The organism is Actinomadura napierensis (genome assembly GCF_039529375.1).
Taxonomy (GTDB): domain Bacteria; phylum Actinomycetota; class Actinomycetes; order Streptosporangiales; family Streptosporangiaceae; genus Spirillospora; species Spirillospora napierensis.
The window spans coordinates 1-23,363 of the sequence record NZ_BAAAMR010000135.1 but is presented as its reverse complement, the minus strand read 5'-3'; the positions used below and the strand labels follow the sequence as shown (position 1 = coordinate 23,363).

Here is a 23,363-nt window from a genome sequence, read left to right as displayed (position 1 = left end):
GAACCCGTAGTCCCGCACTACACCTCCCACAATGACCAAGATCATTATCGGTGATGCATTGATCCCTTGAGCCCAAGGGCTAATGCCGACACCCCCGTTGGCGACGCGAGGCATGATCAGCAGCCGCTAGGCCTAGACGACCCCGCCCCAGCGACCGCACAGAGTCACTGCGGTTACCAGAGCCACTTTGGGGCTGGGGCCACGTTCGGGAACGGAAGTCCGGTCCGAAATGTCTGCCGGGGACGTTAACGTCTGCTGCTACAGGAGGTGTGATCTCGTGTTCTTTGACAGCCTTGATGTGTCGTACGGCGAGATGTGGGGTTCCTGGAAGGGGGCGGCCCATCCGGATCCGATGTCGCGTGCGGCCGCGGCGCGCAGGCATGCCACCGGGCGGGACTATGCGGTGCTGCTGGCCGCTGGGGATTGGCCGCTGGCGCTGATCGAGTTCTGGCCGGGCCGCATGTGGCGCGTGTACCAGTTCGACGACGCGGCCGAGTGCACGCAGATGATCGACTTCAAGCGCCACCGCCCGGGGACCCTGCGGGTCGTCCAGAATGTCCGCTGGTGGTTCGCCAGCGAGGAGCGGCATTCGTCCCGCCAGTGGGACGTCCAGGAGACCACGACCGTGTCGGCCGACGGGCAGGTCGAGGTCAGGTCCGAGTCCGCTGGGGCCGGGGACGCCGAGGTGCGCCGGATCTCGGCTCCCGTCGAGGACTTCCTCTGCCTCGAACCGGAGTTCGGTGACTGGCAGGTTTTCGTCCGCTTCCTCACCGAGCAAGGCCACGAGCCCGCCGCGTCGGTGGTCCTGAACGAGCCGGCGGATGAGGGGCGGGGGCCGCTGCGTGCGACCGGCATCGAGCGGCTGTTCACTCCAGGCCCGCGCGACACCCCGGACGGTCCGGCCGCCATCGAGGTCATCGACGCCGGGTCGTTGCGAGTCCCGTCCGGGCGACTGGCCGTCTCGGATCCCGGCTGGATCACCGAACCGTTGCGGACCATCGCCGTGCCGCCGGGCGAGTTCCCGGTCACGGTGTCGCTGATGCGCACGACGGGCGGGACGCATGTGGCCGCGGCCCGGGTGACCCTTCTGGACGCCCCGCCCTGCGCGTGGGAGATGGCCCTGGAGCCCGGTGAGGATCCGGGACTGCTCGGCGAGGGCCAGTTCTACGGGGTCGGTGTGGACGCCGGAACGGCGGCGTTCCTGGACGCGGCCCGGACGGTGAGCGAGGAAGAGTTCGACGGCCTGATCGAACACCTCGACGGCGATGGCTCCTTCACGACGGAACTGGACGCTCCAGAGCCCGAGCCGAACCTCATCGCCTTCAGAGCCGGTCATGGCGACGGCTCCTACCCCGTCTGGATCGGCCGCACGGACGACGGCCGGGTGGGCCGCGTCGTCATCGACTTCCAGCTCTTGCCCGCCGAACCACGGCCCGCCCCCAAGGCTCCGCCCCGGCCCGCCCCCAAGGCTCCGCGCCGGCCCAGGTTCCTCGCCAGGATCGAGGCCGAGCGCACTTATGCGGCTCCCGCCGCGGTCGAAGATCCGGCCCCCACCGGACGCAAGCACATCCATCTCGAAAAGCTCCGCGAGACCGAACGGCTGGAGTGGGGAGGCCGGTTTCCGACCGCCACCTTGCGGGCGGTGCCGCAAGCGCTGTCCCTGGTGCGTTATGACGCCGATCTCGTGCACGAGATCGACGCGGCGGGCCCTGGTGTCCAGCGCGGGATCGCCGAGTTCGCGGCTCGCCGCGCCGCGACCGAGGCCGGTCTCGCCGATCTCGCGTGGGTCGCCCCGGCGCTGGCCGCACTCGCGCAGGGCCGGCCACTGCCCTTCCCTTTCGACCGGGCCGACGCGTTGTGGGCCCTGCTCGCCGATTTTGATGTCCCGGACCGGACGGTCGGCGAGGCGGTGCCGCCGCGGCACGAGCCGACGCGGTCTCCGGTCGAGGGAAGGGAGACCGAAGCCGCCATCGTGTTCACCCCGGAGGAGCGCTCGGAGCCGGCGCGGATATCGCAGCCTCACATGGCGCTGTCCGCCATCTTGCGCGCAGGCGATCCGCACGCGCTCACGGGGGCTGTCGGAGCGGTATCGGCCGGGGTGGCCACGTTCGGCGAGGACTATCCGGCGTTCTTGCAAGAGGTCCGAGACCTCTGCCGCATGCTGCGCGACAGCGGCCTTCACCTTGCGGACCCTTATGCCGTCCCGGCGTCCGCCGAAGACCCCGACGAGTCCGCCACCTTGGCCGCGCCCGTCGTCGTGGAGGCCGTCGACGGCCTCCTGGACACCGATGTCATCGAAGGGATCACCGTGAGGGTCCCAGCGGATCCGGGCATGGCGGTGGACCACGTAGTGCAGGTGAGGTTGGTCGTCGGCAACGCCATATACGGGGATTGGCGACCCGTTACGGCTCCCGGAGAGCCGATGGATTTCACCTTCGACATCGAACATGGCCACGCAGCCGCCCACTACGGCGAGGCGAAGATCTCCTACCAGCAGTTCCTCGACGAGGACACCGTCATCGCTGCATCAAAAACCCTCAGACTGCGCGTCCGTTGAGGGACGGGGCACGAGGAACACGGGTGTGAAATCGTGCTCTCAGGGCGTTGCCGCAGATATCAGGCTGTTATCGGTGGTCGGCCGGCACGGACGGTACAAGAGCACGATCCGGAACCGCTGTTCCTCAGACCCCGGGTCCTTGGTGGAAGGGCCGGAGTCCCGTTGTCGGGTCGATGCGGGTGAAGGCGTAGCGGCCGAGGAAGTTGATGTGCTCGTAGGCGATGGGTGAGAGCCGGGCGCACATGGCGTCGATGGCGGGGAATCCGTCGGCGCGGATCTGCTTGACGGCGGCGTCCAGGTAGAGGGTGTTCCACCACACTACGGCGTTGAGGGCCAGGCCGAGGGCGCCGAGCTGGTCCTCCATGCCCTCGCGGTGAACTGCAGCATTATGTGGAATCAGAAATGTCAAGCTGTTGGGTGGTTCTCCAGCCATCCGGGGAGGGGTTCGCGGGCGTCGAGCCAGTCTGATGGGATGCCGTCGATCCCCGTCCTGGTGGTGATGATGCCGCCGACGATCGCGGCGGTGGTGTCCATGTCCCGCCGGCCGTGACGCAGGCTCGGACCCCGGCCGGGTAGTCGTCGAGGTGTCGGGTGGCTGCCCAGAACGCGAATGGCACGGTGTCCTGGGCGGTGATGCGTGATCCGTTGCCCAGGGCCTGTGCCGCTTGTTCAGGTGTCGCCTTCTTGAGGCTGCGAGCGCGTTGGAGTCCCCGTCGGACGTAGGTTCCGGGGACGTGATCGAGTGCTGCCTCGATGACGTCTCCAGCGGTGTCGGTGGCGGCGAGGGAGGCGGCGACGGCGACCGCGACTGCGCCTGCGATCCCTTCGGTGTGGGCGTGGGTGATCTCGGCTTGGAGGGCGGCCTCGACGGCGGCGCGTGCTGGGTCGCCGGTGTAGTAGGCGCCCAGCGGGGCGACGCGCATGGCTGCGCCGTTGCCAAAGGAGCCGTTGCCGCCGAAGGACTCGACTGAGGCGACCCGCCATGGGTGTCCGTCGCGGATGCGTTCGAGGAGTTCCAGAGCCCCGGCGCCGTAGCGACGGCCGGTATCCATGCGGGTGGCGAAGGATGTGGCGAGGACATCCTGGTCGACGCGGCCATGATCGTGCAGGCAGGCGACGACCGAGCAGGCCATCTCGGTGTCGTCGCTCCACTCCCACGGCGGTGAAGGGAGATCCGCCGCGGTGAGACGGCGGTTGGTCAGCATGAAGAACTGGTCGCCGAATGCGTCGCCGACCGACAAGCCCGCCAGGGAGGCGTGCATGAGTGCGGCGGCGCGTTCAGGGGTCTGAGCGAGGCCGCGGGGGTCGTCGTTCACGGCAATGATCCCGCCTGGCGTGAGTGCGGTGGGCTGCCCATTTCGGGCAGCCTATACGGAGTCGAGATCTTCAGGTTTGCTCCGTCCCGGCTGACTTCACCGAGATGATCGGTAGGAGGGCTGCGCTGGGTGGCGCGCCGAGCTGACGGGGAGTAGGACCGGCCGGGTGGGGACGTCGGCGAGTTGGCCGAGCAACTTGTTCAGGGCGGCCTGGCCGTCGTCGACGGCGGCTCGTTCGTCGTCGGTGAGGGGGACGGCGGCGAGCATGCGCTGCAGGTTGTCCTTGGTCTCCAGCAGCTACGCTTCGGAGGAGTCCTTCGGGGTGTAGAAGTCGCACTTGGCGCAGGCCATCTGGTGCGGACACTGCTCGAAGAAGGTGTAGTTGCAGAAACCGTGCCCCAGGTCTGTAGTACTGCCACGGCTCGCCGGCGGCCGCGGCACCGCTCTCAACGGCGTCCCGGTCGACCAGGACCTCGATGTCCCAGCCAGGCTTGCAGCTCGAACAGCGTCATCGGCTCCTTGGCGTTGTAGAGCTGGGTGGCGATGGTGGAGCGCGCTCGGTGGCTGGGACGGTCGGGCTGATGGCGTTGACCAGGATCGGTGCGCACACCGATGTGTGGGCGGTGGCGGTGCTGATGGTGCCGGTCGGCCTCGGCGGGGCGCTCGCGGTGCCGGCGCTGACCGCGTTGCTGCTCGACGCGGTGCCCGCCGACCGGGCGGGCACCGCCTCCGCCGTGCTCAACACCGCCCGCCAGGTCGGCGGGGCGCTACCGTGGCGGTCTTCGGGGCGCTGCTGGCGGGGGCGAGCACGTTTCTGGCCGGAATGCGGTGGAGCATGCTGCTCGCGGTGGCCGGGCTCGTGCTGACGGCGGGCGCGGCGCTGACGCTGCCGCGAGGCGGGCACCGGCGCGAGCCGGCGTGAGGCTCGCCGGTGGTAGTCGGCTACGAGGGAGTGGAGTGCCGATCCACCGAGCGACCAGCCGTATGAGGGGCGAACTCGACGACGGTCCGCACGAAATTCCGGAGCCCGACGGTGTCGCCCGCGCCGCGCCACATCAGCGCATAGTCAACGAGCGGTGCGCCGTCGAACGGGACATAGGCGACATCGGGTCGACCGTGATACCGACCCGCACAGACGGTGGTCACCGTGGCCCCCTGGCCCGCCCCGACCAGTGAGAGTATCTCCTGCCATCCGGCAGCGGCCGCTGTATGCCTGATCGGGTGGCCCTGGGGCGTGCGGCGCGGGAAATGGGCTTCGCGCCAGGACTGGGGGATCCCTGCAGCCGTGATCAGCGGCAGGACCGCAAGATCCTCCAACGACACCGTCTCCCGTGCCGCCAGGGGGTGGTCGGCGGGCACGGCAAGGGCCCGGATGTCAGAGAACACAAGGGGGCCCACGATGATCGCCGGATCTTCGATGGGAAGCGCGGCGACCACCAGATCGATGTCCTCCCCCTGCAACGTCGCGATGGCCGCGTTGTAGGTCACTGCGTGCGGTTCGACGGTGCATCGGGGATGGCGCGAGTTGAACGCCTCGGCCGCCCGCATGATGAGGGCACCCGACCATGGGGTGGTGAATCCCACGCGCAGTGCACCGCTGATCCCCACGAAGGCCGCCGCCGCGTTGTCGATCGCACGCTGCATCCGCTGATGCGCAGGCTGCAGTTCCGCGTACAACTGCCGGCCGACCGGGGTGAGGGCCACGCGGCGGCTGCTGCGCTCGAACAGCGCGCCGCCGAGACGACGCTCCAGTTTCTTGATCGTCTGGCTGACCCGGCCCGGCGAGACGAGCAGGCGTTCAGCGGTGCGCGTGAAGTTGAGTTCCTTGGCCAAGGTCAAGAACGTTTCGATCTCATACCGCTCCACCGGACCCCAAACCTCCAGCCTTTCCCCCGCCGACCGGACTGCCCGAACCTGAGCGGCAGGGCACCGTCCCTGCCGAACCGCCTGTGGATTCTTTCACCAGGGTCTTGTGGACGACGCCGACCGAGACCTTGACTCCGGCCGCGATGGTGCGGCTGGCCTCGCCGCCCTGACGGCGGTGTGCCTGCCGAAAACTACGTCCGTGCAGGTGGGACGTGTAGGACGTGGGCTCCGACACGGGGCTTGATCAGTCGCAAGGACTGGCCGCGGTGAGGCGGTTGCCGCGGGATGATGGGTGGCTGTGCTGTTGCGATTGGCCTGCTTGACCGTGGCCCCCAACGCCCCCAGCCATCAAGGCCCCTCACGAGGCCCCTTGGGAAGTCATCAGAATTAGCGGTAGGCCGTACGTCGCCGGAATGATCTTGGGTAGGTATTCCGGTGAGGGATCCCCCACAGAACAGCTCGCCAACCACGCACCCGTCTTCTCGATCAAGATTGTTCTCAGCGCCAACGGCTGCCTGCTGGGTCCCCGGACGCGTCGGAGACGCTCCTCGAACGAACTGTACTAGACATCGATCTTATGAGTGTCTACTGTCGGTGGACATATCTTCTATGAGTGTCTACTCCGATGGGGTTCCGATGCCCACAGCCGGCACGATCCAGGACCTGCCCTTCGAACGCGGCCGCGCTGGCCGGGTCGCCAACGCCAAGGCCGCACTTCCCGTCGACGTGGTCGAGGCGTTCCATGCCGGGATGTTCCGTACCGACGCCCTGGTCGATGCCGTCGCCGATGACATCGCCGCCATGCCCCGAGGCGAGGGCTGGCAGTTCCTGGACCGGGCGTTTCGGGATCGCACACCGGCCGTCCAGGGCGCCCCGCCCTCCATCGAGGCGCTCCTGGCACCGTTGATGGATCCTCCGGCCTGGTACGACGCCGAGCAGATCACCCTGGGCGCGGCCGTGTGGTGGCGGTTCGTACCGGGTGTCGTGATCGGCCTGACCGGGTCGCTGATCTCCGGCATGGAGTTCGGGGATCTCAACAAGCCGCAGGCGTTCAACGGCCGATCGGTCACGATGGCGGCACGCCGGTATGAGGAGACCGCCCGCTGGGTTCTGGCCGTGTCCGAACCGGGGGCGGCCGGCCCAGGCGGGGCCGGGTTCGATGCGACCGTTCGGGTCCGGCTCGTGCACGCGATGGTGCGCAGGCATCTGCGGCGCAGTGGCGAGTGGGACTCGGTCGCGTGGGGAGAGCCGATCCACACCAGCGGGATGGCGCTGACGAACCTGGCCTTCCTGTTGATGCCGCTGGCGTTCTATGACCTGGTCGGCGTCGAGGTCACCGCCGAGGAGACCGAGGCGGTCCGGCAGCTGTGGCGATGGGTCGGCTATCTGATGGGCGTCCCGGACGAGTTGCTTCCCACATCGATGGAGCTGGCCGATCAGCTCTCCCGGACTGGGAACATGGTCCTGGCGCCGCCGGACGCCGACTCCAAGGTGCTGGTGGGAGCGGTGAGACGCGCTGGGATCCGGGCCGAGCGTGTGTTGCCCCGGCCGTTGTGGCCGTTGCTCGGCCCGGTCGTCCGCCCTCCGGTCTCGGCGGTCGTCTGGGGAGCCAGCAACGCCGTCGTCAAGAAGTCCATCATCACCGACGACAGCGGCAGCGGCCCCCTGTCCATCCCCGCCCGGGAGGCGCACCTGGCGATCAAGACGCTGCGTCCACTGGTGCGGCTGCGCGAACAGCGGCGCGTGCGCGGCGCGCTCGGCTCCGATCTCCAGATCGCCACCCGGCAGCGCGAACACCTCGCTGGCACGCTCGCCCTGGTGAAGGCCGCCCCGCAGGTCCTGCATCCCGAGGACGCGGTCCATGCGGGCTAGTCTCGAATCCGTGGCATCAGCGACGAGACCTGACGACGGCACGGCGGTCGCGGCAGTGGAGCGGACGCTACTGGTCGCGCTCGGCCTCGTTCCCGACGACACCGAGCCCGCCCCGCAGCGCGAATCGGTCCGTGACCGGATCCTGGACGTCGCGACGGGCCTGTTCATCGCCAAGGGGATCACCGAGACCACCATGCGAGCGGTCGCCGAGGAGGCCGGGCTGTCGCGTGCGTGGCTGTACCGCCAGTTCGGCAGCCGCGACGAGATCGTCCAGGCGATCATCGTCCGCGAGGCCCGCCGGTTCGCCGAGGGCCTGGTCGCTGCCGACGATCCTCACCGGCCCGTTCGGGAGGCCGTCACCGGCACGTTCGTCCTCGTGGTCACCGAGCTGCGCCACAACGCGATGGTCCAGCGATTCCGGGTGCACGAACCACACCTGGTGTCGGCGTTCATCATCTGCGACTCCGGCCCGTTCCTGAAGGTCATGGTGGACGCCCTCGCCGGCTATCTCGACCGGCGCGCCGCCCTGGCACCCGAGCGCGCGGCGATCGCAGCGGAGGCGATCATTCGCCTGATCGTGTCGACCGGGCTGTCGGCGACCGCGGTGTGCAACTTCGACGACACCGACCAGCTGCGGACCTTCGCCGAACAGGTCATCCCGGCGCTGCTGGCCTGACGCGTCCCATTCGTTCCTGTGGCCGGCGGTCGGACTCACCCGCAGCCTGTATCTCAAAGAGCTGTACGTCGCCCGCTCGCGCTGGCGCTCCGGAGTCGGCACCGTGCTCATGCGCACCCTGTTCGAGGTCGCCGCCAAGCACGAGTGCAGCCGCGTCGAATGGACCACCGACGCCAACAACCCCGGTGCCCAACGGTTTTACGCCGACCTCGCGTTCCAGCAGCTCCCATCGAAGCTGTTCTTCCGGGCGGACGCTACGGCGATCGAGCACGGCCTTGGGTAGAGAGCGCGCCGACTTCGCATAAGTTTTTTATCGACTATCGCCGAGCGCGGGCGTCCGGGGCACCCCGATGGGTGATCAACCAGGTCGCCCGCCGGGCGCGGTGTCGGGTCGTGTGGTGAGGCTTGCGGCGAGGGTGTCCAGGCCTGCCTTGATCCGGTCGAGGGGCATGCCGCGCATCCGGCGCTGGTGGAGGAACAGGTTTGCGGCGAGGGGGGCGAGGAGGGCGTCGGCCAGGTAGGCGGCGTCGGCGTCCGCGCGGATCTCGTGGAGCAGCATCGTCAGGTGCCGGTGGTAGAGGCCGTACGAACCGTCGCGGAAGCGGGCGTCGGGCGGGTCGGACTCGGCCATCAGCAACAGCTCGGCCTGGGCCTCAGTGCGGTCGGCCAGGGCGTGCAGGAAGGCGCGGACGCGCTGGGAAGGCGCGGCGCCCGGGCCGAGCGGCGGAGGGCCCTGGATGAAGGCGGCCTGGAAGTCGCGCTCGCGGTCGTCGATCACGGCGTAGACGAGGCGGGCCCGGTCGCCGAACCGACGGTAGACCGTGCCGACGCCGACCCCGGCGGCCCGCGCGACCTCGTCCATGGAGACGGCCTCGGCCCCGCGGGTGGCGATGAACTCTGCGGCGGCGCGCAAGATGCGGCGGCGGTTGTGCGCCGCGTCCGCGCGTTCGGCGGGCGGACGCCCGACCACGGGCAGCTCCCGCATCCAGCCCCCTCTCGGCACGGCTCACCAGCGTAACTGGTTTGTATGCGGAAAACTCTCCGGTTAAGTTCCCTAAGCGGAAGTTTCTCCGATTAGCGGTGGGGAGTCGGGATGACGACGGATCTGGCGGGGCGGGCGGCCCTGGTGACGGGCGGCGGGCGCGGCATCGGCGCGGCGATCGCGCGGCGGCTGGCGCGACACGGCGCGGAAGTCGCGGTGACCTATGTGCGGGCTCCGGAACGGGCCGCCGGCGTCGTCGGTGAGATCGAGGCGGTGGGCGGGCGGGGGGCTGGCGATCGCCGCCGATGCCGCCGACCCCGCGGCGGTCTACCGGACGGCGGCCGAGCTGGGGCGGCTCGACATCCCGGTCAACAACGCAGGGATCGCGCCCTACGGGCCGCTGGAGGAGGTCTCGCTCGCCGAGCTCGACCGGACCCTGGCGATCCACGTTCGGGCGGCCTTCGTCGCGGCGCAGGCGGCGGCCCGCCACCTCGGGCCGGGCGGGCGCGTCATCACGATCGGCAGCAGCCTCGCCGCGCGCGTCCCCTACCCCGGCTGGACGCTGTACGCGATGAGCAAGTCGGCGCTCACCGGGCTCACCCGGGGCCTGGCCCGCGATCTCGGGCCGCGCGGGATCACCGCGAACGTGGTGCAGCCGGGCTCGACCGACACCGAGATGAACCCCGCCGACTCCCCGGACGCCGAGTTCGAGCGCGGGTTCACGGCACTGGGCCGGTACGGGCGCGCGGAGGAGATCGCCGCGATGGTGGCGCATCTGGCGAGCCCGGGCGGGGACTACGTCACCGGTGCGGCGATCGCCGTGGACGGGGGGTACGCATCCTGATGGCCTGGATCTTCTTGCTGATCGCGGGGTTGACGGAGCTGGTGTGGGCGGCGGCGCTGAAGCAGTCGGACGGCCTGACGCGCCTCTGGCCGGCCGTCATCGGACTCTCGGTGGCGCTGCTCAGTGTCGTCGTGCTGTCGCTGTCGCTTCGGACGCTGCCGGTCGGGACGGCTTATGCGGTGTTCGTCGGCATCGGAGCCCTCGGCGTCGCGCTCGTCGGCATCGTCGCGTTCGGCGAGAGCGCGTCGCTGGCCCGGCTGGCGTTCCTCGCCCTGATCGTCGTCGGCGTGATCGGCCTGCAGATGCTGGAGAGCTCGTAATGGGTTGGCGTTGACCGTTGTGAACGCCTTGTCGACACCGTGGAGGCGGCCGTGCCGATCATCATCAAGGATGACCGGTGCGCCACCACGACCATGCACGAGGTCGTCAGGGGATGGGTTCCAGGAGGAGGACGGGGATGTCCCGGGGGGCTGCCGTCGCCCGGTAGCCGGGGAAGTCGGGCCAGATGGCGTCGGCGGTGCGCCACACGTCGTCCTTCTCCGCGCCGGAGACCTCGCGGGCGCGTAGCCGCCTGATCGTTGCACCGTCGCGGAGGTCGACGTCGGGATGGGCGATCACGTTGTGGTACCAGGCGGGGTGCACGGGCGCCCCGCCGTAGGAGGCCACGACGGCGTAGGAGCCGTTGTGCTCGATCTTCAGCAGCGGGGTCTTGCGGATCTGGCCGGTCCTGGCGCCGAGGGTGGAAAGGATGACGACCGGTCTGCCCTCGAGGGTGCCGCCTTGTTCGCCGTCGGTGGCTTCGTAGAGGACGACCTGGTCACGGATGGCGTCAAAGGGGCTGGGTGCGTAATCGGGCACTTCGAACTCCGTTGGATGCGTTCACACGGGGTCGACCGGTTCACCGACCAGTTCGGCGACCAGGAAACGGAGAAGGTCCTGGCGCTCCTGGGCGCTTCGGGCCTGGACGAGCAGGCCTTCGACGAAGACGACGATCGTGGCCGTGACGAGGTCGAGCCTGTCGGGCTCGACGTGGGGGGCGAGCAGGGCGCGCAGGCGGGAGGTCATGGCCTCCTGGAAGCCCGCTTCGAGATCGGCCGCGGCCGGGGAGTGCTTGGCGCGTTCGTGCATGGCGTGGGTGAGCGGCTGGAGGGCGGTGAGGCTTTCCACGGCCCATCGCAGCCGCGTCATCACGTGGTCGTCCTCGGGGGGAGTGCTGAGGTCCTGGGCGTACACGTCGGCCAGGGCGGCGACGAACAGATCGTCCTTGGTGGGGAAGTACCAGTAGATCGCGGTCCGGGCGAGGCCGAGCCGCTTGGCGACCGCGCTGTGGGACAGGGCGGAGGGACCGCCGTCGCGCAGGATGCTCACCGCGGTCCGGCGGATCTCTGCGACCTTGGCGTCCCGGTCGACGTCCTGTCTGTTGCGCGGCATATCGGGACGGTATCTCAGCGGGCGTGCTCCCAGGCCGCCTTGGCGTCGGCGGTGATCGGGGAGTCGGGGCCCACGACCAGGGTGTCGGCCAGGTCGTCGGGGAGCCCGCCGCCTTCCCGGACCGCGTCCGTGATCGCGGCACGCAACTCCATCGGATGGCGGTAGGCGTGCTCGACGGTCTCCGCGGGATAGAAGACCCGTTCGTGGTCTCCCTGCACGGCGTGGACGATCAGCCCGGCGAGCTCCGCCGCGGTGCCCGTGCCGAGCATCTCGTCCAGGAGTTCCACGAAACCGGGCAGCAGCGTGCTCGCTCCCAGTGCCGGGGTGTCGACCGGGCCGGGGATCACCTCGATGGCGGAGACACCGGAGCCCGGCAGTTCCAGGCGCAGGGTGGAGGTGAGCTGCGCGAGCGCCGCCTTCGCCGCGGAGCTGTGGCCCAGCGACGGCCAGGCGAGCACCTGCCGGATCGAGGTCACGTTGACCACGGCCCCCGCGCGGCGTTCCCGCATTCCGGGGACGAGCGCGGCGATCATCGCCAGCGGCGCCCACCAGTCCACCTCGAACATGCGCCGGGCCTCGGCACGGTCGCCGACCGCCCAGGCCGTCCCGCCGGTCTCGCTCCCCGCGCTGTTGACCAGGACGTCCACGGGCCCGGCCCGCTCCGCGACCCGGGCCGCCGCACCCGGCTCGCCCAGATCCGCGGTGATCACCGAGACCATGCCGCCGAACTCGTCTACGAGCGCCGCCAGGCGCTCGGCCCGGCGCGCCACGGCGACCACCTCCGCGCCGGCCGCGGCGAACGCCCGCGCCGTCTCCCGGCCGATCCCGCTCGAGGCTCCGGTCACCAGGACCCGCCTGCCTTCGATCTCCATGGACTCTCCTCTTGTCAAGGTGACAAGACCATAGGCTCTTTCTTGTCACCGCGTCAAGAGCGTCGGGCGGGGGCGTGACGAGGATGCGCGGCCGGTTGTCAGGACCGGTCACCCACGCGGGAGCGCCCGGCCCTCACCTCTTGCCGGTCTGAACCGAGAGCAGTTGGCAAGCGGTTTCGCTCGCTGCCGCGCGAGAGGGAACCGGACCAGCCCGCAGTCCAAAGCACCTTCACCACACCTGAAAGGACCTTCAGGCCCGGAGGGCTGCGGAAACTCATCCGCAAGGTCAGACGCGACGTCTCTCGGCGAGCCTCGGGCCGGAAGGCGAGCGGGCCGAGCAAAGTGGGTTGGCCCGCGGCCCGCGGCCCGCGGACTGAGGCGTCGCTGCGTCAGTGGCTCTTTCGCACGTGCTCGACGAAATCCCAGAGGGCACCCTCGCGTGCAGTGTCGTAGGACTCTTCGGACGAGGGCACTGCCCGGCTTCGGTCGAGGTAGGAGCCGGAAGGCGCGGTGGTACGGCCGAGGACGGCATCGGCGAGTTTGCGTCCGGCGGCGGGGACCGTGTCGACGATGGGCAGGACGGACAGTGCCGGGAGGACCCACCGGTTGAGGAAGCGGTCGACGGGGCCGGCGGCGCGGGCCAGTCCGGTGCCGGGCACGAGGCCGGGATTGTAGGAGAGGATGTCGACGCCGACGGGCAGGCGCCTGGCCCACTCGTGCACGAGGTAGATGGCGGCGAGCTTGCTGGTCGAGTAGGCCGTGCGTCCGGCGGCGACGGTGGCGGGGCCCGGGAAGGCGCCCGGCCGGGCGAGGGCTTCCGGGGCGGCCCAGCGCGGTGCCGGGACGATGCCGCCGGTGTGCCGGAAGTCGCCGAAGTGTGTGTCGCTGACGGTGACCACGATTCGGGCGGGTGCATGGAACCGGTGCTCGAAGGCATGGAGCAGCAGATGGTTGGCCAGCACGTTCACGGCGAAGGTCGTCTCGAACCCGTCCGGGGTGGTGTGCAGGGCGTCGACGAACTGGACGCCGGCGTTGCCGGCGAACGTGTGCAGGGCAGGGAGGTCGCCTTGGTCGAGCATCCGGGTCACGGTCTGGTGGGAGGAGCGGATGCTGTCGATGCTCGCCAGATCAGTGTCCACCAGCGTGACGTGGTCGCTGATGGCCCGCAGTTCCTTGAGGGTGCTGCGGCCGGATTCTCCCCGTGCGAGCAGGACCAGGTGGGTCTCGTGATCGTTGCGGAGGACCTCCGAGGCCGCGGCGCGGCCGATGCCGCGCGTCGCCCCGGTCATGATCAGCGTGCGCATGGCTCGTTCCGTTCTTTCGGAGCTGCTCGGACTCGTGGCTGCGCCCGCGTGCCCGGCCTGCCACCTGGAAGGCTGGGCGTAGATCCTGAGGCGCATAAAGGTAGTCTGCGCCAAGCCGGGTCTCTGCTTTGATGGGGAAGCTGGCATGCCCTCCGTCTGCGGCGGCTCCAGTCGACCCGGCACGCGTCCCGCCTCGGCATGGAAGCGCAACGCTGCAGCCGCCCCCCGGCGGATGGACCGGCTGATCATGCTGTGCTCCAAGGACAGCCGGACGTGGCTCGGTCCCGATGCCCTCGACCCGCGCGCCGCACGGCCGCCACTGGTCGGATTCGGCGGCGAAGTGCAAGTCGCCGGGGGATCGGGCGCCATGAGAAACCGCGATCCCGGCTGAAATCGTTCCGGTGGGCCAGCGCGCGCAGCGCCACCGACCGCAGTGGCCCTAGGCCGATCGCGCCTGTGGCGATGAGGGCGTCCCCGGCTGTGCGCGCCGGACTCTGCGATGGATACCACCGTGGCTGTGGGAGTGCTCCGGCCAGGGGAGAGGAGGAGGGAATGGCCAGTGCGGCCGGGATCGGCTACTCGGGCGCTTCACCATGCTCCCGCTCGGCGCTCTCCGGCGGCGGCAACGGGCGCTCCGATCGGGAGAGCGTGTTCGCCAGTTGGCCGGTCGCCTTCACCAACTCCTCGAGGGCCTTGACCCCATCGTGCGTCGTTTTGGCGCCAAGGCGGTTGATCCCGCCGTAGACGGCCATATCGATCTTGTAGGTCAGTGTCTCAACGGCTCCGAACGGGCCGTCGGCTTCGACGGTGGCCGTGTACTGCATCGGCAGCGTGGAGGCGAAACGCTCGTGCGTGAGATCGAAGAACCACTCCATACGGCGGCCCGGTGGCATCAGAGCGATCCCGTTCGTCAGCAGCAGGGAGTTCCGGATGGGCTTCCAGTTGGGCCGGCTCGTCTCGCCCACCCGCTCGAGCGGAGGATTGAAACGGATGCGCACGTTGCGGGCAACGGTTGGACCGGTGTTCTCGATGACCAAGACGAACACATGGCTGACATGGTCAGATGGCCGGATGTCGACCACGACGTCACGACCTGCGGCACACCGGCCTGACGTGGATGGGCGTCCCGGTGCATGTGCTCCGCAAGATCGCCGGGCACGGATCACTCAGTACGACACAGCGGTACCTGCACCCGGATGCCGCGTCGATCAGCGCGGCCGGAGAGGCTCTGAGTGTCCATCTGAGGGCCCGTAGGTCCCCGGATGGTCCCCGGCTCCGGGCCGTCTAGATCGTGACGGCTACGGCCACCAGGAACACAAAAGCCCTGTTGACCTCGGATCACTCCGTGATCGACAGGGCTTCCTGTTCTGTCGGGACGGCGGGATTTGAACCCACGACCCCTTGACCCCCAGCTACCGGCAAGAACGATCAAAGCGCTGAGCATCCCAGCATGCGGCGTCCGTTGGGGTCCACTGGAATCCGCCCTCCACCGGTGGGGGTGCTGTACTTCCCGGCTGTACTTTGACGCAACACTCAACTCCAGATAGGCCAGGTGACCTGGCGCGGTCGCCCGGTCGAGGCGTGTACGAGGGGCGCGCCGCGCTCGAACCGGTCGGAGCAGACCCGGATGAAGCCCAGCCGGTCGGCGTGCGCCCAGTCCATGCCAGCCTTACGCCAACGTCATCTTCACGAGAGGCGGAAGGTGCCCGAAGCGATCACGTCCAAGAGCTTTTCAATCAAGAGAGTTGTAAGCTCTTGTGTCGTGGTCACCTTCAGAAGTTCGTTGATTGTGATAACTAGCAGGCGATGTCCACGAGTCTGAGCAGAAGAAGCTTTGTGGTAGACCGCAGTTAATTCCCTTGGGTCACCTGTCACTCCATTCGCTGCCACGAGTATGCCAAGCTCAATGCGTCGATTCGCCAGTTTGTCGATAAAGGCTCCGACGGTGGGTGAATCTACCGGGTCGCTCCAATTCTTGCACTCGACTAGAAAAAGATTTGGAAAGCAGCCCATGTCATGGAGCTTACTATTAGCCACAGCTATGTCTATCTCTTCACTGTGAAATTCGTTTAGGGTATCCTTCCGAGTTCTAAAACCTGGTACCTGGTCGAGCAAGTAGCAGAACCAGTCTTCGAAAGCACGGCCGCGAACAGTTGTACTGCGCGTTTTGTCCATGCTCAAGGCGTGGAGATCACTAATCCTGGAGGTCGAGTACGCCGCCATGTTAGATGCGCTCCGTTGCCTTAGTGACTTCCTCGGTAAGCACCTCCGAGAAACTCTTGTACCCGAGTTGCTCAATCAGATCCTCAAGGGCGAGTCTGAGCACAAGGGGTGTGGTCCTTTTAGCAGGAAAGCGTCGTCCATCTCTGCTGTCATAGAGCAAGACGCCCAGCTGGGCCCGCCGATTAAGCGTTGCTTCCTGGAGGCGCAGTTCGGAATCATGCAGCCTTCGCTCATTCAAATGTCCTGCCAGGACTTCTACTAGCGCGATCTCGTCTGACTCGCGCGATGGCAACACGGCCATGTCGAAGCCACGATCCGGCCTACTCTTCTCCGGGTTCTCGGCGAATGCCACTCCTGCCGCCCGTATGAGTTCAACAGCAAGTTGCTCGACCTGGAAAGAGGGCATTTTTGGCCCTTCTTCTTGTCGCAGCGACTTAAGTAGACGTATGTATCGCTTGGGCTCAACGGGAGGGCCGATTTCAGCGGGCGGCTTTGCGTTATCCTGTCGAGGTTCTGAAAGGCTGGCTGTAAACGCCCAAAGGTGCAGTCGAAGACTGTCTACATCATTTAGCTGGCACGGAATTACTGCAAGCTGACTAGGAACAGATGGAGCCCGGAGGGGTGGGGGCGCGATCAGGCAGGTGGGAATTCTTCTTTCAATGGCCCTGCCCAACTGTAGCATTACTTCAAGGTTGGTCAGGGCGGCGGCGCTTTCGAGATTTGGCTCTGCTGTGGCAATGAACTGAGTGATGTCGGACAGAGGATCGAGATATCCTACGACAAGATCAGGCTGTTGGATATCCAGAGCGCGGTCCGCTACCACTTTATCCGTGACCAAAACCTCTTGGATACCAATCTCTCGGCAGATATCTGTAAGTGGTCCTAGGTCAGGGTTTCCTGCCTTAATCAACGTAGCAACAAGCACCAGCTAGACACCGCCTTCACAAGACCGAGGGTGATAGACGTCTCGGACAGCACACTAGCCTGCCTAGGTCCCCTGAGCCAGCAGCGCCGTTGGTTAGGTGGGTCGTTGAAGCGATCGTCTGGGTGGCACGCATGGAGAACTCAGCGAATGCGCTAAGTGCAGAGGCTCCGGTCGGGATGGCCGACCGGAGCCCCTATGAGCCTTTTTGGTTAGACGTCCAGGTAGTGGAACGTGGGCTTGGGGTGCATCAGGAAGTCGTGGTGCGAGATGTTCCAGGCGTATGCGCCGGCCATCGAGAAGGCCGCGAGGTCACCGACGGCGATGCTTTCGGTCGGTACATCTCGGGCGAAGACATCCTTCGGCGTGCAAAGTTGGCCCACCAGCGTCACCGGCTTGTCGGTCGCCTGCGGACCATCGCCGGAACCCTTCAGGACCACGAAGGGGTGGTTGTGCTGCTTCGTGACGGGCGTGCGGATGTGCATGGTGCCGCCGCGGACGACGGCGTACCACTGGCCGTGTGCCTGCTTCACGTCCAGCACGTCGGTGACGTACCAGCCCGAGTAGACGCTGATGGATCGGCCGGGCTCGATGCGCAGGGTTTCGCCCGGGCGGGCTAGGGCTGCGACGTCCTGGCCGTACTGCTTCCAGTCGAAGCGGTCGTTGGGCGAGCCGTAGTCAACGGCCATGCCGCCGCCGACGTTGAATTCCCGCGGGCCATCGTGGCCGATCTTGTCGAGCCAAGCGCGGCCCCAGTCGAGGATCTCGGCGGACTGGCGGACCATGGCGGAGGCGTCCAGCCCGGATGCGAGGTGCGCGTGAATGCCTCGGAGGCGGACACGGAGTGAGGTGGTCAGGATTTCCCGGCACGTCTCGATCAGATCGGGGTCCATGCCGAACGGTCCGATCATCGCCAGGGCCACGCCGCTGCGATCGCCCGCGAGGTTGACGCGTAGCAGGACATCGACGTCTTGGCCGGCCGCGTCGGCGATTTGGGCGAGCCGCGCGAGTTCGTGCGGGCTCTCGACGTGGATTCGCTCCACGCCGAGCTTCAGCGCCAACTCCAGTTCACGGTCGGTCTTCCCGGGGCCGCCGAAGGCCAGGCGCGCATCCGGCAGCGCTTCGCGGACGTGCGCCAGCTCGCCACCGGACGCGACTTCGATGCCATCGACGTACGGCGCGAGTGCTTGGAGGATCGGCACGTCGGGGTTGGCTTTCGCGGCGTAGAAGATCTCTGGCCCGCCCGGCACGCTGAGAGCCGTCTTCACCTCGGCCGCGTGCTCTCGCAGCGCTGTCAGGTCGTACACGAAGGCGGGCAACTCGGCGCTCGTGGCCAGAGCCTTGGCTTTGTCTTCGACGAGACGCGTGATCATCGTGTGTGTCTCCGGGTGTCAGGCGAGCGGGAATTCGTACTCGGCCACCAGGTAGTGGGCGGGAGCCACCGTGATGGTCACCTCTACTGCCTTGCCTTCGGCCGTCCTGCCCACGTGCATGATCTCCATGACGGTCCGCTCGGGGCTGATTTCGAGCGCGAGCGCTTCGGCGTCGGTAGGAAGGCGGCTCGGGGTGATGTGCTCCTGTGCCGTCACCTGTGGGTAGCCCAGCTCGGCGAGGGCGGTCTTCACGCCGCCCACGATCACCGGGGCTTCCTCTTCCAGGACGGTTCCTCCTGCGATGTCCAGGGGGAACCAGCTTGCATTAAGCCGGACGGGGATGCCACTGGCCAGCAGGCGCCGGCGACGGACCAGGCAGTTCGGCTCACCGGCCGGTAGTCCGAGCGTCTCGGCGACCTCAGCCGGCGGCTCGGCGTGCTCGGTCGTGATCTCGTGCTGAGGTTCGAGCCCGAGCGCGCGCACCTCGGCATCGAAGGCGCCCCGCGCACCGTTGTTCTCCCGGGTCGTGCGGTCGTAGCGCGCGGGGGAGTGCAGCATCGGCGGCAGCCAGGTGACGATCGTCCCTCGCCCCTGACGCGGCCGGACGATGCCCTCCGCGGCCAGCATCTGCATCGCGCGGTTGACGAGGCTGCGCGATGCGCCGTAGCGCTCGGCCAGCTCTGGCTCGGGCGGCAAGACCGAACCCGTCGGGTACTGGCGGTCCTGGATCTCCTGACGGATTTTCGCCGCGATCTCGCGGAACCCGTACCGCTGTGACTGCTGCATCTACCTGCTCCTTCCTAGCCCCTTAGGGCTACCTAACCAGAGACAAGGCCAAACGCCAAACGATTGACGCCACTTGACAAGCGTCGCCAGGCGGGCGCAATATCAGGATACGCGAGACGCCAAACGTTTAACGTCTGACGCTCGGCCCAACTTCATACGGCATCGGTGGTCGTCGCCCTCGTGTTGTGCGGGTTGACCAAAGTCCCTGGACCGGCGCGGTTCACGCGGTGCCAAGAGCTTCTGTGGCGCTTGCGCTGCCTGTCCCGCGCGGTCGGAGGTTCTGGTCTTCGGATCGGGCCGGCTGTCCGTTCGGGGCGGAGAACGCAAGGACTCAGGTTCCGACCTCGGAGGGTTCCTCTCGATGTACTCCAACGGCCGCCCGGTCATCCGTCTGTCGTCTCTGTCGCCGAATCTGGTCAGCATGTCCGACCGGGGCGGTTGCACCCTGGTTGGTTGCCCGGACTGCGGTGTCTGGCGCTCGGTGAAGCGCAGCATGATCACGCCGCATCGGGGCCCGGAGGTGCCGGGCGCGGAGGCGTGGCCGAACGAGTTCCGTCCGCCGGCGCCGTGGTGCCCGGGCAGCGGCCAGAAGGTCAAGATCGATCTGACCTTCGAGGAGTGGCGGGCGCGGCTGGCGGAGGGATGCTGGCAGGCCGGGCAGCGCCGCCGGACGCGCGTGATGCCGCGCCCCAAGCCGCCCGCCGCGCCGGCCGTCGTTCAGATGGCGGCCCGCTGACCCATCTCGATCTCTCGCGCCCCGGCCTGATTCAGGCCGGGGCGCTTGTGTCTGTCCGATCCGATCGAACGGAGTGATGCAGCCGATGATGTTCCGATTCCACGACGCCGCCGACCGTGAGCGGGCGTCGGACGGGGCGAGCCGGTACGGCGTGTACCTGCGGCAGAACATCGACCGGTTCACCGATTGGGGTGAGCTGGTGACCACCGACCCCGGCATGTTCGCGCTGGCCGCCTGGCAGGTCGCCACCTCGCCGGTCATGTCGCCGGCGTACCTGGACTGGACGGCCGAGCGCGTCCAGTCGGTGGACTTGTCCCTCAGCGAGCACGACGCCTCGCTGATCGCCCGGGTTCAGGTCGTGGTCCCGCGTCCGGCCGCGCTGGCCGACGTTCAGGGCTTCGCCGAGTGGGACCCGGGCGACTGGTGGGAGCACGGCTACCGCGAGCCCACCGACGGCGCGCTGATGCACTGTCCGGCGATGCTGACCAGCACGACGCTGCTGTTCGCGATCCCGCGACGCGAGCTGTACGCCCCGCAGAACGCGCCCGAGCTGACCGTCCGGGACGCCAAGAAGGCGGTCAGGTGGCTGGCGGCGGTGCTGGACGAGCGGCTGGCGCCGATCGTGCGGGCGCTGGACGCCGCGCCGGCCGGGGCCGCGCGGTGAGCCGGGCGCGGTTGCGGCTGGTGAAGGTCCGGCTGTCGGGCGACGCCGACGACGTGACGGCGCTGGCCGATCTGCTGGCCGGGTTGTCCGGCGAGCGGTGCGCGGTCGGGGAGGTCTCGGCCCCGTACCCGAACCGGCGTGACGGCGGCGTGCGCCGCTACCTCGATGTCGTTTTGACCGCCCCGGCCGACGGCTAGGGCCCCGCAGAGTTCCCCGAACCCCAGCAGACGCCGACCCTTCACTGAACGCGGCCCCGGCCGCGCCGTCTCCGACGCCGTCAGGCCCGCCCCGACCACGGGGGCGGGCCTGACGGCGTTGTGCGATCCGTCCTGAAAGGACCCCGTGCCCATGAACGGCATGCCTGCCCGTCTGCCCACCGACCTGGCCGACCGCACGCCCGTCACGCGACCCGAGACCGCGCCCGCTCGACAGGCCGGGTTCTACGTGTCGGTGCGGACCAGTGCCCGCATGGCCGAATCGGCGCTGGCGCTGGGCCCGTTCCCCGACCGCGACACCGCACACGCCCATCTGCCGCTGGTGCGCGCGTTCGTCGCGGCCCGGCACCGGGGCGGGGAGTGGTGGCGGTTCTCGGTCTCCCGCGTGACCGCCCGGCCGGGCCGGGCGCTGCCGGCCGGGACGCTGAACGCCCTCATTCCGCAGGCCGGTGACGAGCTGGCCGCCTGACCGCTGGAGCTGACACCCGAGTCCGGGCGGCCCCGCCCCGCGCGCACGATTGCGCGGTGGCGGGGCCGTCTCACCCGGTGCCAGACGCCTGGCCCCTTCGTCATCCGATCCCCCCGGGAGGGGGAGAAGGGAGCGCTGCGTGATGACGAACCCGATGATGCCCCCGACGGCGGTGCCGGTCGCGGTGAGCGACCCGCGCCCGATCCCGACCGGTCCCGCCCACCCGTCCGGCGCGCAGGACGGTGCGGGGACGGGCGGGTGCTCCAACTGCGGAAGCGTCCGCAGCGTGCGGGTGCTGCCCGGCGGGCGGCACCGGTGCGCCTGCGGACACCGCTGGACCGACACGCCCCGACCCACGATCCTGCCCGCGACCCGGCCTGCGGTCGGGCACACCGCCGATGGCACGCCGTAGCTCCGCGCGGTTCTGGGACCCGCGCGGGGACATCCACGGCATTCCCACCTACCCGTGGCGGATGGCGCCGCCGCATCTGGCGACGCGCCGCCAGCTCGCCGCTGCCGGGCTCCGCCCCGGCGGTCAGGACGTGGCCGCTCAGGTGCTGTGGCACCGGTGGCGGGGGTTCGGCGTGGCCTACCTGTACGACACCCGGCTGGCGCTGCCCAAGCGCACCCCGACCGCCGCGCAGCGCGCCGCACTGGCCAAAGCGCTGGCCGCGCGCCGGTTCTGCCCGCGCTGCCGAACCGACGCCGGTTACGTACTACGGCGCCGGCTGGGGTGCTGCAACGCGTGCGCGAGCGACTGGGAACGCGACCACGCCGGCTGACCCGCCCCTCTTCTGACCTGCACCTCTGCTCTCCCACTGGCCTGCCCGACTCGGGCGGGCCGGTCTCGCCCGCATGCCCTCTTGAAAGGACGCCGTGATGAACGCCGACCTGACCGCCCTGCCCACCGCCCGCACCGAGCCCACCGGCGCCACCAAGCCGACCGGCCCCGCCGCGGCGGGGCCGGGTCACGGGCCGCTGATGCTGCCCGAGGACGGGATCGTGGACCCGATCGCGATCGAGATCGCCGCGAGCGGCGCCCGTCCGGTCGCGCTCACCCAGACCGAGCGGGTGCTGGCCGCGGCCCGCATCCTGGCCGCGGGCGGCTCCCGCACCGACATCGCCACCCGGCTGCACGTCTCGGGTAACACCGCCCGCCGCCTGGCCGAGCGCGCCCGCCGCGTCGGCGACACCGGCGACCTGTGGGCCGCCTGACCGCCCCTCACCTCTCCCTCCCGTCCGCTGCGTTCCGAAGGAGTTGCCCCATGCCCGACTACGTCCCGACCACCGTCCCCGCCGCGTGCGCGGCGGACGCCGCCGAGTTGGCGGCGCTGCGCCACCAGGAGCGCCGCCACACCGTCACCCGCGCCGCGATCGGCGGCGCGTTCCTGCTGATCGGTGCCGCGCTGACCGGGCCGGTGCTGCTGGCGATCCCGCCGCACCTGGTGGCCGCCGCCGTGCTGGTGGCGCTGGCCGCCGCCGGCGCGGTGCGGCTCGCCGAGGACGCCGCCGCCTGGCTGCGCGCCCGCTACGAACTGGCCCCGGGACGCGGGCGCCGGTGGCCGGTGGTGCGGCGCTGGTACGCGCCCGGCGCGCTGGTCTGGTACGCCGATGCCGACGCCGTGACCGGGCCGGTGCCGCTGGCGGTGCTGGACTGGACGCATGACCCGGCCTGTCACCAGCCATGGGCGCTGGTCCACAACGGCACCGCCCCCGACCCGGCCACGGGCACCTGGGGTGCGGTGTGGGCGCCGCTGGACGAGCTGACGCCCCACCCGCCCGAGCCCATCCCCACCGACCCGACCCCGGTACCGGACGCGGCCGGGCTCGGGCTGACCGCATGAGCGCCCGGCCGATCTGGGAGCGGCTCGGGCTGGCCGATGCGGTCATGCTCGCCGGCAGCACCGCCGGGGCGGTGTGGCTGACGCTGACCACCTTCACCCCGATCGAGCACGCCGCCGCGCTCATGCTGGCCGGCCTCGCCGCCGTCGCCGCGTTCCGCGCCATGCACAAGCGCATCCGCCACGCCCCGGCCCCGGCGGAGGACGGCACGCCGCCTGGTGAGCACACCGCGCGCGAGTGACCCCCGCCCGGGGCCGCCACCCTGAACGACCCCCGTCCCGCGCCGCCCCCGAGCCGTACCGGCCCGGGGGCGGCGCGGTGGAAGGAGACGCCCCGATGAACGCCGACCCGACGACCCCCGCCCCGGTGAACACCGGCCCCGCGCCCGCCGGGACGCGTTCACCGCACACCCC

At 69.2% G+C, this 23,363-nt stretch carries 31 protein-coding genes and 3 pseudogenes; 20 read left to right on the top strand and 14 right to left on the bottom strand.

Going from position 1 to position 23,363, the window contains the following annotated elements:
- The first annotated feature begins 229 nt into the window (after positions 1–229).
- Complete coding sequence (locus ABD296_RS43170) at positions 230–2,557, top strand: DUF4241 domain-containing protein (protein ID WP_344282077.1); 2,328 nt, start codon at positions 230–232, stop codon at positions 2,555–2,557.
- 124 nt (positions 2,558–2,681) lie between these two features.
- Here ABD296_RS43170 and ABD296_RS43165 read toward each other — a convergent pair.
- The 3 genes and pseudogenes from ABD296_RS43165 to ABD296_RS43155 all read right to left on the bottom strand — a co-directional run.
- Positions 2,682–2,933, bottom strand: a pseudogene (locus tag ABD296_RS43165) (Tn3 family transposase); the annotation flags it as partial.
- Positions 2,934–2,943: 10 nt separating this feature from the next.
- Positions 2,944–3,873 carry an ADP-ribosylglycohydrolase family protein gene (locus ABD296_RS43160; RefSeq protein ID WP_344282074.1) on the bottom strand — a complete coding sequence of 310 codons (930 nt, stop codon included), beginning with the start codon at positions 3,871–3,873 and terminating at the stop codon, positions 2,944–2,946.
- A gap of 96 nt (positions 3,874–3,969) precedes the next feature.
- On the bottom strand, positions 3,970–4,140 hold the full coding sequence (locus ABD296_RS43155) for a hypothetical protein (RefSeq protein WP_344282071.1): 171 nt from the start codon (positions 4,138–4,140) through the stop codon (positions 3,970–3,972).
- A gap of 209 nt (positions 4,141–4,349) precedes the next feature.
- On the opposite strand from ABD296_RS43155, the pseudogene ABD296_RS43150 reads away from it, so the two are divergent.
- A pseudogene (locus tag ABD296_RS43150) lies at positions 4,350–4,631 on the top strand (hypothetical protein); the annotation flags it as partial.
- A 14-nt stretch (positions 4,632–4,645) separates the two neighbouring features.
- The gene (locus tag ABD296_RS43145; protein WP_344282083.1) at positions 4,646–4,795 is read left to right on the top strand and encodes a hypothetical protein; all 150 of its coding nucleotides are present in this window, start codon (positions 4,646–4,648) and stop codon (positions 4,793–4,795) included.
- Positions 4,796–4,815: 20 nt separating this feature from the next.
- On the opposite strand, the gene ABD296_RS43140 is transcribed toward ABD296_RS43145, so the two are convergent.
- A complete protein-coding gene (locus ABD296_RS43140; protein ID WP_344282068.1) occupies positions 4,816–5,739 on the bottom strand; it encodes a LysR family transcriptional regulator in 924 nt (307 codons plus the stop codon).
- A gap of 636 nt (positions 5,740–6,375) precedes the next feature.
- Here ABD296_RS43140 and ABD296_RS43135 point away from each other — a divergent pair.
- Genes ABD296_RS43135 through ABD296_RS43125 form a run of 3 tightly spaced genes read left to right on the top strand, consistent with a single transcriptional unit; the run spans position 6,376 to position 8,570 of the window.
- A complete protein-coding gene (locus ABD296_RS43135) occupies positions 6,376–7,611 on the top strand; it encodes an oxygenase MpaB family protein (protein WP_344282065.1) in 1,236 nt (411 codons plus the stop codon).
- 10 nt (positions 7,612–7,621) lie between these two features.
- On the top strand, positions 7,622–8,287 hold the full coding sequence (locus ABD296_RS43130) for a TetR/AcrR family transcriptional regulator (protein ID WP_344282062.1): 666 nt from the start codon (positions 7,622–7,624) through the stop codon (positions 8,285–8,287).
- Between the two features lie 16 nt (positions 8,288–8,303).
- A complete protein-coding gene (locus ABD296_RS43125) occupies positions 8,304–8,570 on the top strand; it encodes a GNAT family N-acetyltransferase (RefSeq protein WP_344282080.1) in 267 nt (88 codons plus the stop codon).
- 75 nt (positions 8,571–8,645) lie between these two features.
- Here the strand turns inward: ABD296_RS43125 and ABD296_RS43120 are convergent, their stop codons facing one another.
- Complete coding sequence (locus ABD296_RS43120; RefSeq protein ID WP_344282059.1) at positions 8,646–9,272, bottom strand: TetR/AcrR family transcriptional regulator; 627 nt, start codon at positions 9,270–9,272, stop codon at positions 8,646–8,648.
- A gap of 108 nt (positions 9,273–9,380) precedes the next feature.
- Here ABD296_RS43120 and ABD296_RS50745 point away from each other — a divergent pair.
- The 3 genes and pseudogenes from ABD296_RS50745 to ABD296_RS43110 all read left to right on the top strand — a co-directional run.
- Positions 9,381–9,488: pseudogene (locus ABD296_RS50745) on the top strand (SDR family NAD(P)-dependent oxidoreductase); the annotation flags it as partial.
- A 40-nt stretch (positions 9,489–9,528) separates the two neighbouring features.
- Positions 9,529–10,113 (top strand): SDR family NAD(P)-dependent oxidoreductase, encoded by a 585-nt coding sequence (locus tag ABD296_RS43115; RefSeq protein ID WP_407061575.1) that lies wholly within the window; start codon positions 9,529–9,531, stop codon positions 10,111–10,113.
- Positions 10,113–10,433, top strand: a complete 321-nt coding sequence (locus ABD296_RS43110) for a DMT family transporter (RefSeq protein WP_344282056.1) — start codon at positions 10,113–10,115, stop codon at positions 10,431–10,433. Before ABD296_RS43115 ends, ABD296_RS43110 begins: the two co-directional genes overlap by 1 nt.
- 106 nt (positions 10,434–10,539) lie before the next feature.
- On the opposite strand, the gene ABD296_RS43105 is transcribed toward ABD296_RS43110, so the two are convergent.
- The 4 genes from ABD296_RS43105 to ABD296_RS43090 form a co-directional block, all read right to left on the bottom strand.
- On the bottom strand, positions 10,540–10,971 hold the full coding sequence (locus ABD296_RS43105) for a nitroreductase family deazaflavin-dependent oxidoreductase (protein ID WP_344282053.1): 432 nt from the start codon (positions 10,969–10,971) through the stop codon (positions 10,540–10,542).
- A 21-nt stretch (positions 10,972–10,992) separates the two neighbouring features.
- Positions 10,993–11,544 (bottom strand): TetR/AcrR family transcriptional regulator, encoded by a 552-nt coding sequence (locus ABD296_RS43100; protein ID WP_344282050.1) that lies wholly within the window; start codon positions 11,542–11,544, stop codon positions 10,993–10,995.
- Positions 11,545–11,558: 14 nt separating this feature from the next.
- Positions 11,559–12,416, bottom strand: coding sequence for an SDR family NAD(P)-dependent oxidoreductase (locus ABD296_RS43095; RefSeq protein WP_344282047.1), 858 nt, complete (start codon positions 12,414–12,416; stop codon positions 11,559–11,561).
- A gap of 389 nt (positions 12,417–12,805) precedes the next feature.
- Positions 12,806–13,720 (bottom strand): SDR family NAD(P)-dependent oxidoreductase, encoded by a 915-nt coding sequence (locus tag ABD296_RS43090; RefSeq protein WP_344282044.1) that lies wholly within the window; start codon positions 13,718–13,720, stop codon positions 12,806–12,808.
- 232 nt (positions 13,721–13,952) lie between these two features.
- On the opposite strand from ABD296_RS43090, the gene ABD296_RS43085 reads away from it, so the two are divergent.
- Positions 13,953–14,111 carry a hypothetical protein gene (locus tag ABD296_RS43085; RefSeq protein ID WP_344282041.1) on the top strand — a complete coding sequence of 53 codons (159 nt, stop codon included), beginning with the start codon at positions 13,953–13,955 and terminating at the stop codon, positions 14,109–14,111.
- 184 nt (positions 14,112–14,295) lie between these two features.
- Here the strand turns inward: ABD296_RS43085 and ABD296_RS43080 are convergent, their stop codons facing one another.
- Entirely contained in the window at positions 14,296–14,802 is a 507-nt protein-coding gene (locus tag ABD296_RS43080) for a COG1361 family protein (RefSeq protein ID WP_344282038.1), read from the bottom strand.
- On the opposite strand from ABD296_RS43080, the gene ABD296_RS50740 reads away from it, so the two are divergent.
- Positions 14,784–15,008 (top strand): tyrosine-type recombinase/integrase, encoded by a 225-nt coding sequence (locus ABD296_RS50740; protein ID WP_407061574.1) that lies wholly within the window; start codon positions 14,784–14,786, stop codon positions 15,006–15,008. The two genes, ABD296_RS43080 and ABD296_RS50740, sit on opposite strands and share 19 nt — an antisense overlap.
- A 398-nt stretch (positions 15,009–15,406) precedes the next feature.
- Here the strand turns inward: ABD296_RS50740 and ABD296_RS43075 are convergent, their stop codons facing one another.
- The 4 genes from ABD296_RS43075 to ABD296_RS43060 all read right to left on the bottom strand — a co-directional run bounded on the left by ABD296_RS43075 (position 15,407) and on the right by ABD296_RS43060 (position 19,024).
- Positions 15,407–15,943, bottom strand: coding sequence for a restriction endonuclease (locus tag ABD296_RS43075; protein WP_344282035.1), 537 nt, complete (start codon positions 15,941–15,943; stop codon positions 15,407–15,409).
- Between the two features lies 1 nt (position 15,944).
- Positions 15,945–16,868 carry a hypothetical protein gene (locus ABD296_RS43070; protein ID WP_344282032.1) on the bottom strand — a complete coding sequence of 308 codons (924 nt, stop codon included), beginning with the start codon at positions 16,866–16,868 and terminating at the stop codon, positions 15,945–15,947.
- 209 nt (positions 16,869–17,077) lie between these two features.
- Positions 17,078–18,238 (bottom strand): type III PLP-dependent enzyme, encoded by a 1,161-nt coding sequence (locus tag ABD296_RS43065; RefSeq protein ID WP_344282029.1) that lies wholly within the window; start codon positions 18,236–18,238, stop codon positions 17,078–17,080.
- Between the two features lie 18 nt (positions 18,239–18,256).
- Positions 18,257–19,024, bottom strand: coding sequence for a GntR family transcriptional regulator (locus ABD296_RS43060; RefSeq protein ID WP_344282026.1), 768 nt, complete (start codon positions 19,022–19,024; stop codon positions 18,257–18,259).
- A gap of 361 nt (positions 19,025–19,385) precedes the next feature.
- Here ABD296_RS43060 and ABD296_RS43055 point away from each other — a divergent pair, with 361 nt between their 5' ends.
- The 9 genes from ABD296_RS43055 to ABD296_RS43015 all read left to right on the top strand — a co-directional run bounded on the left by ABD296_RS43055 (position 19,386) and on the right by ABD296_RS43015 (position 23,191).
- Positions 19,386–19,760 carry a hypothetical protein gene (locus ABD296_RS43055; RefSeq protein ID WP_344282023.1) on the top strand — a complete coding sequence of 125 codons (375 nt, stop codon included), beginning with the start codon at positions 19,386–19,388 and terminating at the stop codon, positions 19,758–19,760.
- Positions 19,761–19,845: 85 nt separating this feature from the next.
- The gene (locus ABD296_RS43050) at positions 19,846–20,424 is read left to right on the top strand and encodes a hypothetical protein (RefSeq protein WP_344282020.1); all 579 of its coding nucleotides are present in this window, start codon (positions 19,846–19,848) and stop codon (positions 20,422–20,424) included.
- Positions 20,421–20,621 carry a hypothetical protein gene (locus ABD296_RS43045; RefSeq protein WP_344282017.1) on the top strand — a complete coding sequence of 67 codons (201 nt, stop codon included), beginning with the start codon at positions 20,421–20,423 and terminating at the stop codon, positions 20,619–20,621. The genes ABD296_RS43050 and ABD296_RS43045 overlap by 4 nt, the downstream gene beginning before the upstream one ends.
- A 151-nt stretch (positions 20,622–20,772) precedes the next feature.
- Positions 20,773–21,108 carry a hypothetical protein gene (locus ABD296_RS43040; RefSeq protein WP_344282014.1) on the top strand — a complete coding sequence of 112 codons (336 nt, stop codon included), beginning with the start codon at positions 20,773–20,775 and terminating at the stop codon, positions 21,106–21,108.
- A gap of 142 nt (positions 21,109–21,250) precedes the next feature.
- The gene (locus ABD296_RS43035; RefSeq protein ID WP_344282010.1) at positions 21,251–21,520 is read left to right on the top strand and encodes a hypothetical protein; all 270 of its coding nucleotides are present in this window, start codon (positions 21,251–21,253) and stop codon (positions 21,518–21,520) included.
- Positions 21,507–21,890 carry an RRQRL motif-containing zinc-binding protein gene (locus ABD296_RS43030; protein WP_344282007.1) on the top strand — a complete coding sequence of 128 codons (384 nt, stop codon included), beginning with the start codon at positions 21,507–21,509 and terminating at the stop codon, positions 21,888–21,890. The genes ABD296_RS43035 and ABD296_RS43030 overlap by 14 nt, the downstream gene beginning before the upstream one ends.
- Before the next feature lie 97 nt (positions 21,891–21,987).
- On the top strand, positions 21,988–22,323 hold the full coding sequence (locus ABD296_RS43025) for a hypothetical protein (RefSeq protein ID WP_344282004.1): 336 nt from the start codon (positions 21,988–21,990) through the stop codon (positions 22,321–22,323).
- Positions 22,324–22,373: 50 nt separating this feature from the next.
- Positions 22,374–22,952, top strand: coding sequence for a hypothetical protein (locus ABD296_RS43020; protein WP_344282002.1), 579 nt, complete (start codon positions 22,374–22,376; stop codon positions 22,950–22,952).
- Positions 22,949–23,191 carry a hypothetical protein gene (locus ABD296_RS43015; protein WP_344282000.1) on the top strand — a complete coding sequence of 81 codons (243 nt, stop codon included), beginning with the start codon at positions 22,949–22,951 and terminating at the stop codon, positions 23,189–23,191. The genes ABD296_RS43020 and ABD296_RS43015 overlap by 4 nt, the downstream gene beginning before the upstream one ends.
- Positions 23,192–23,363: the final 172 nt, after the last annotated feature.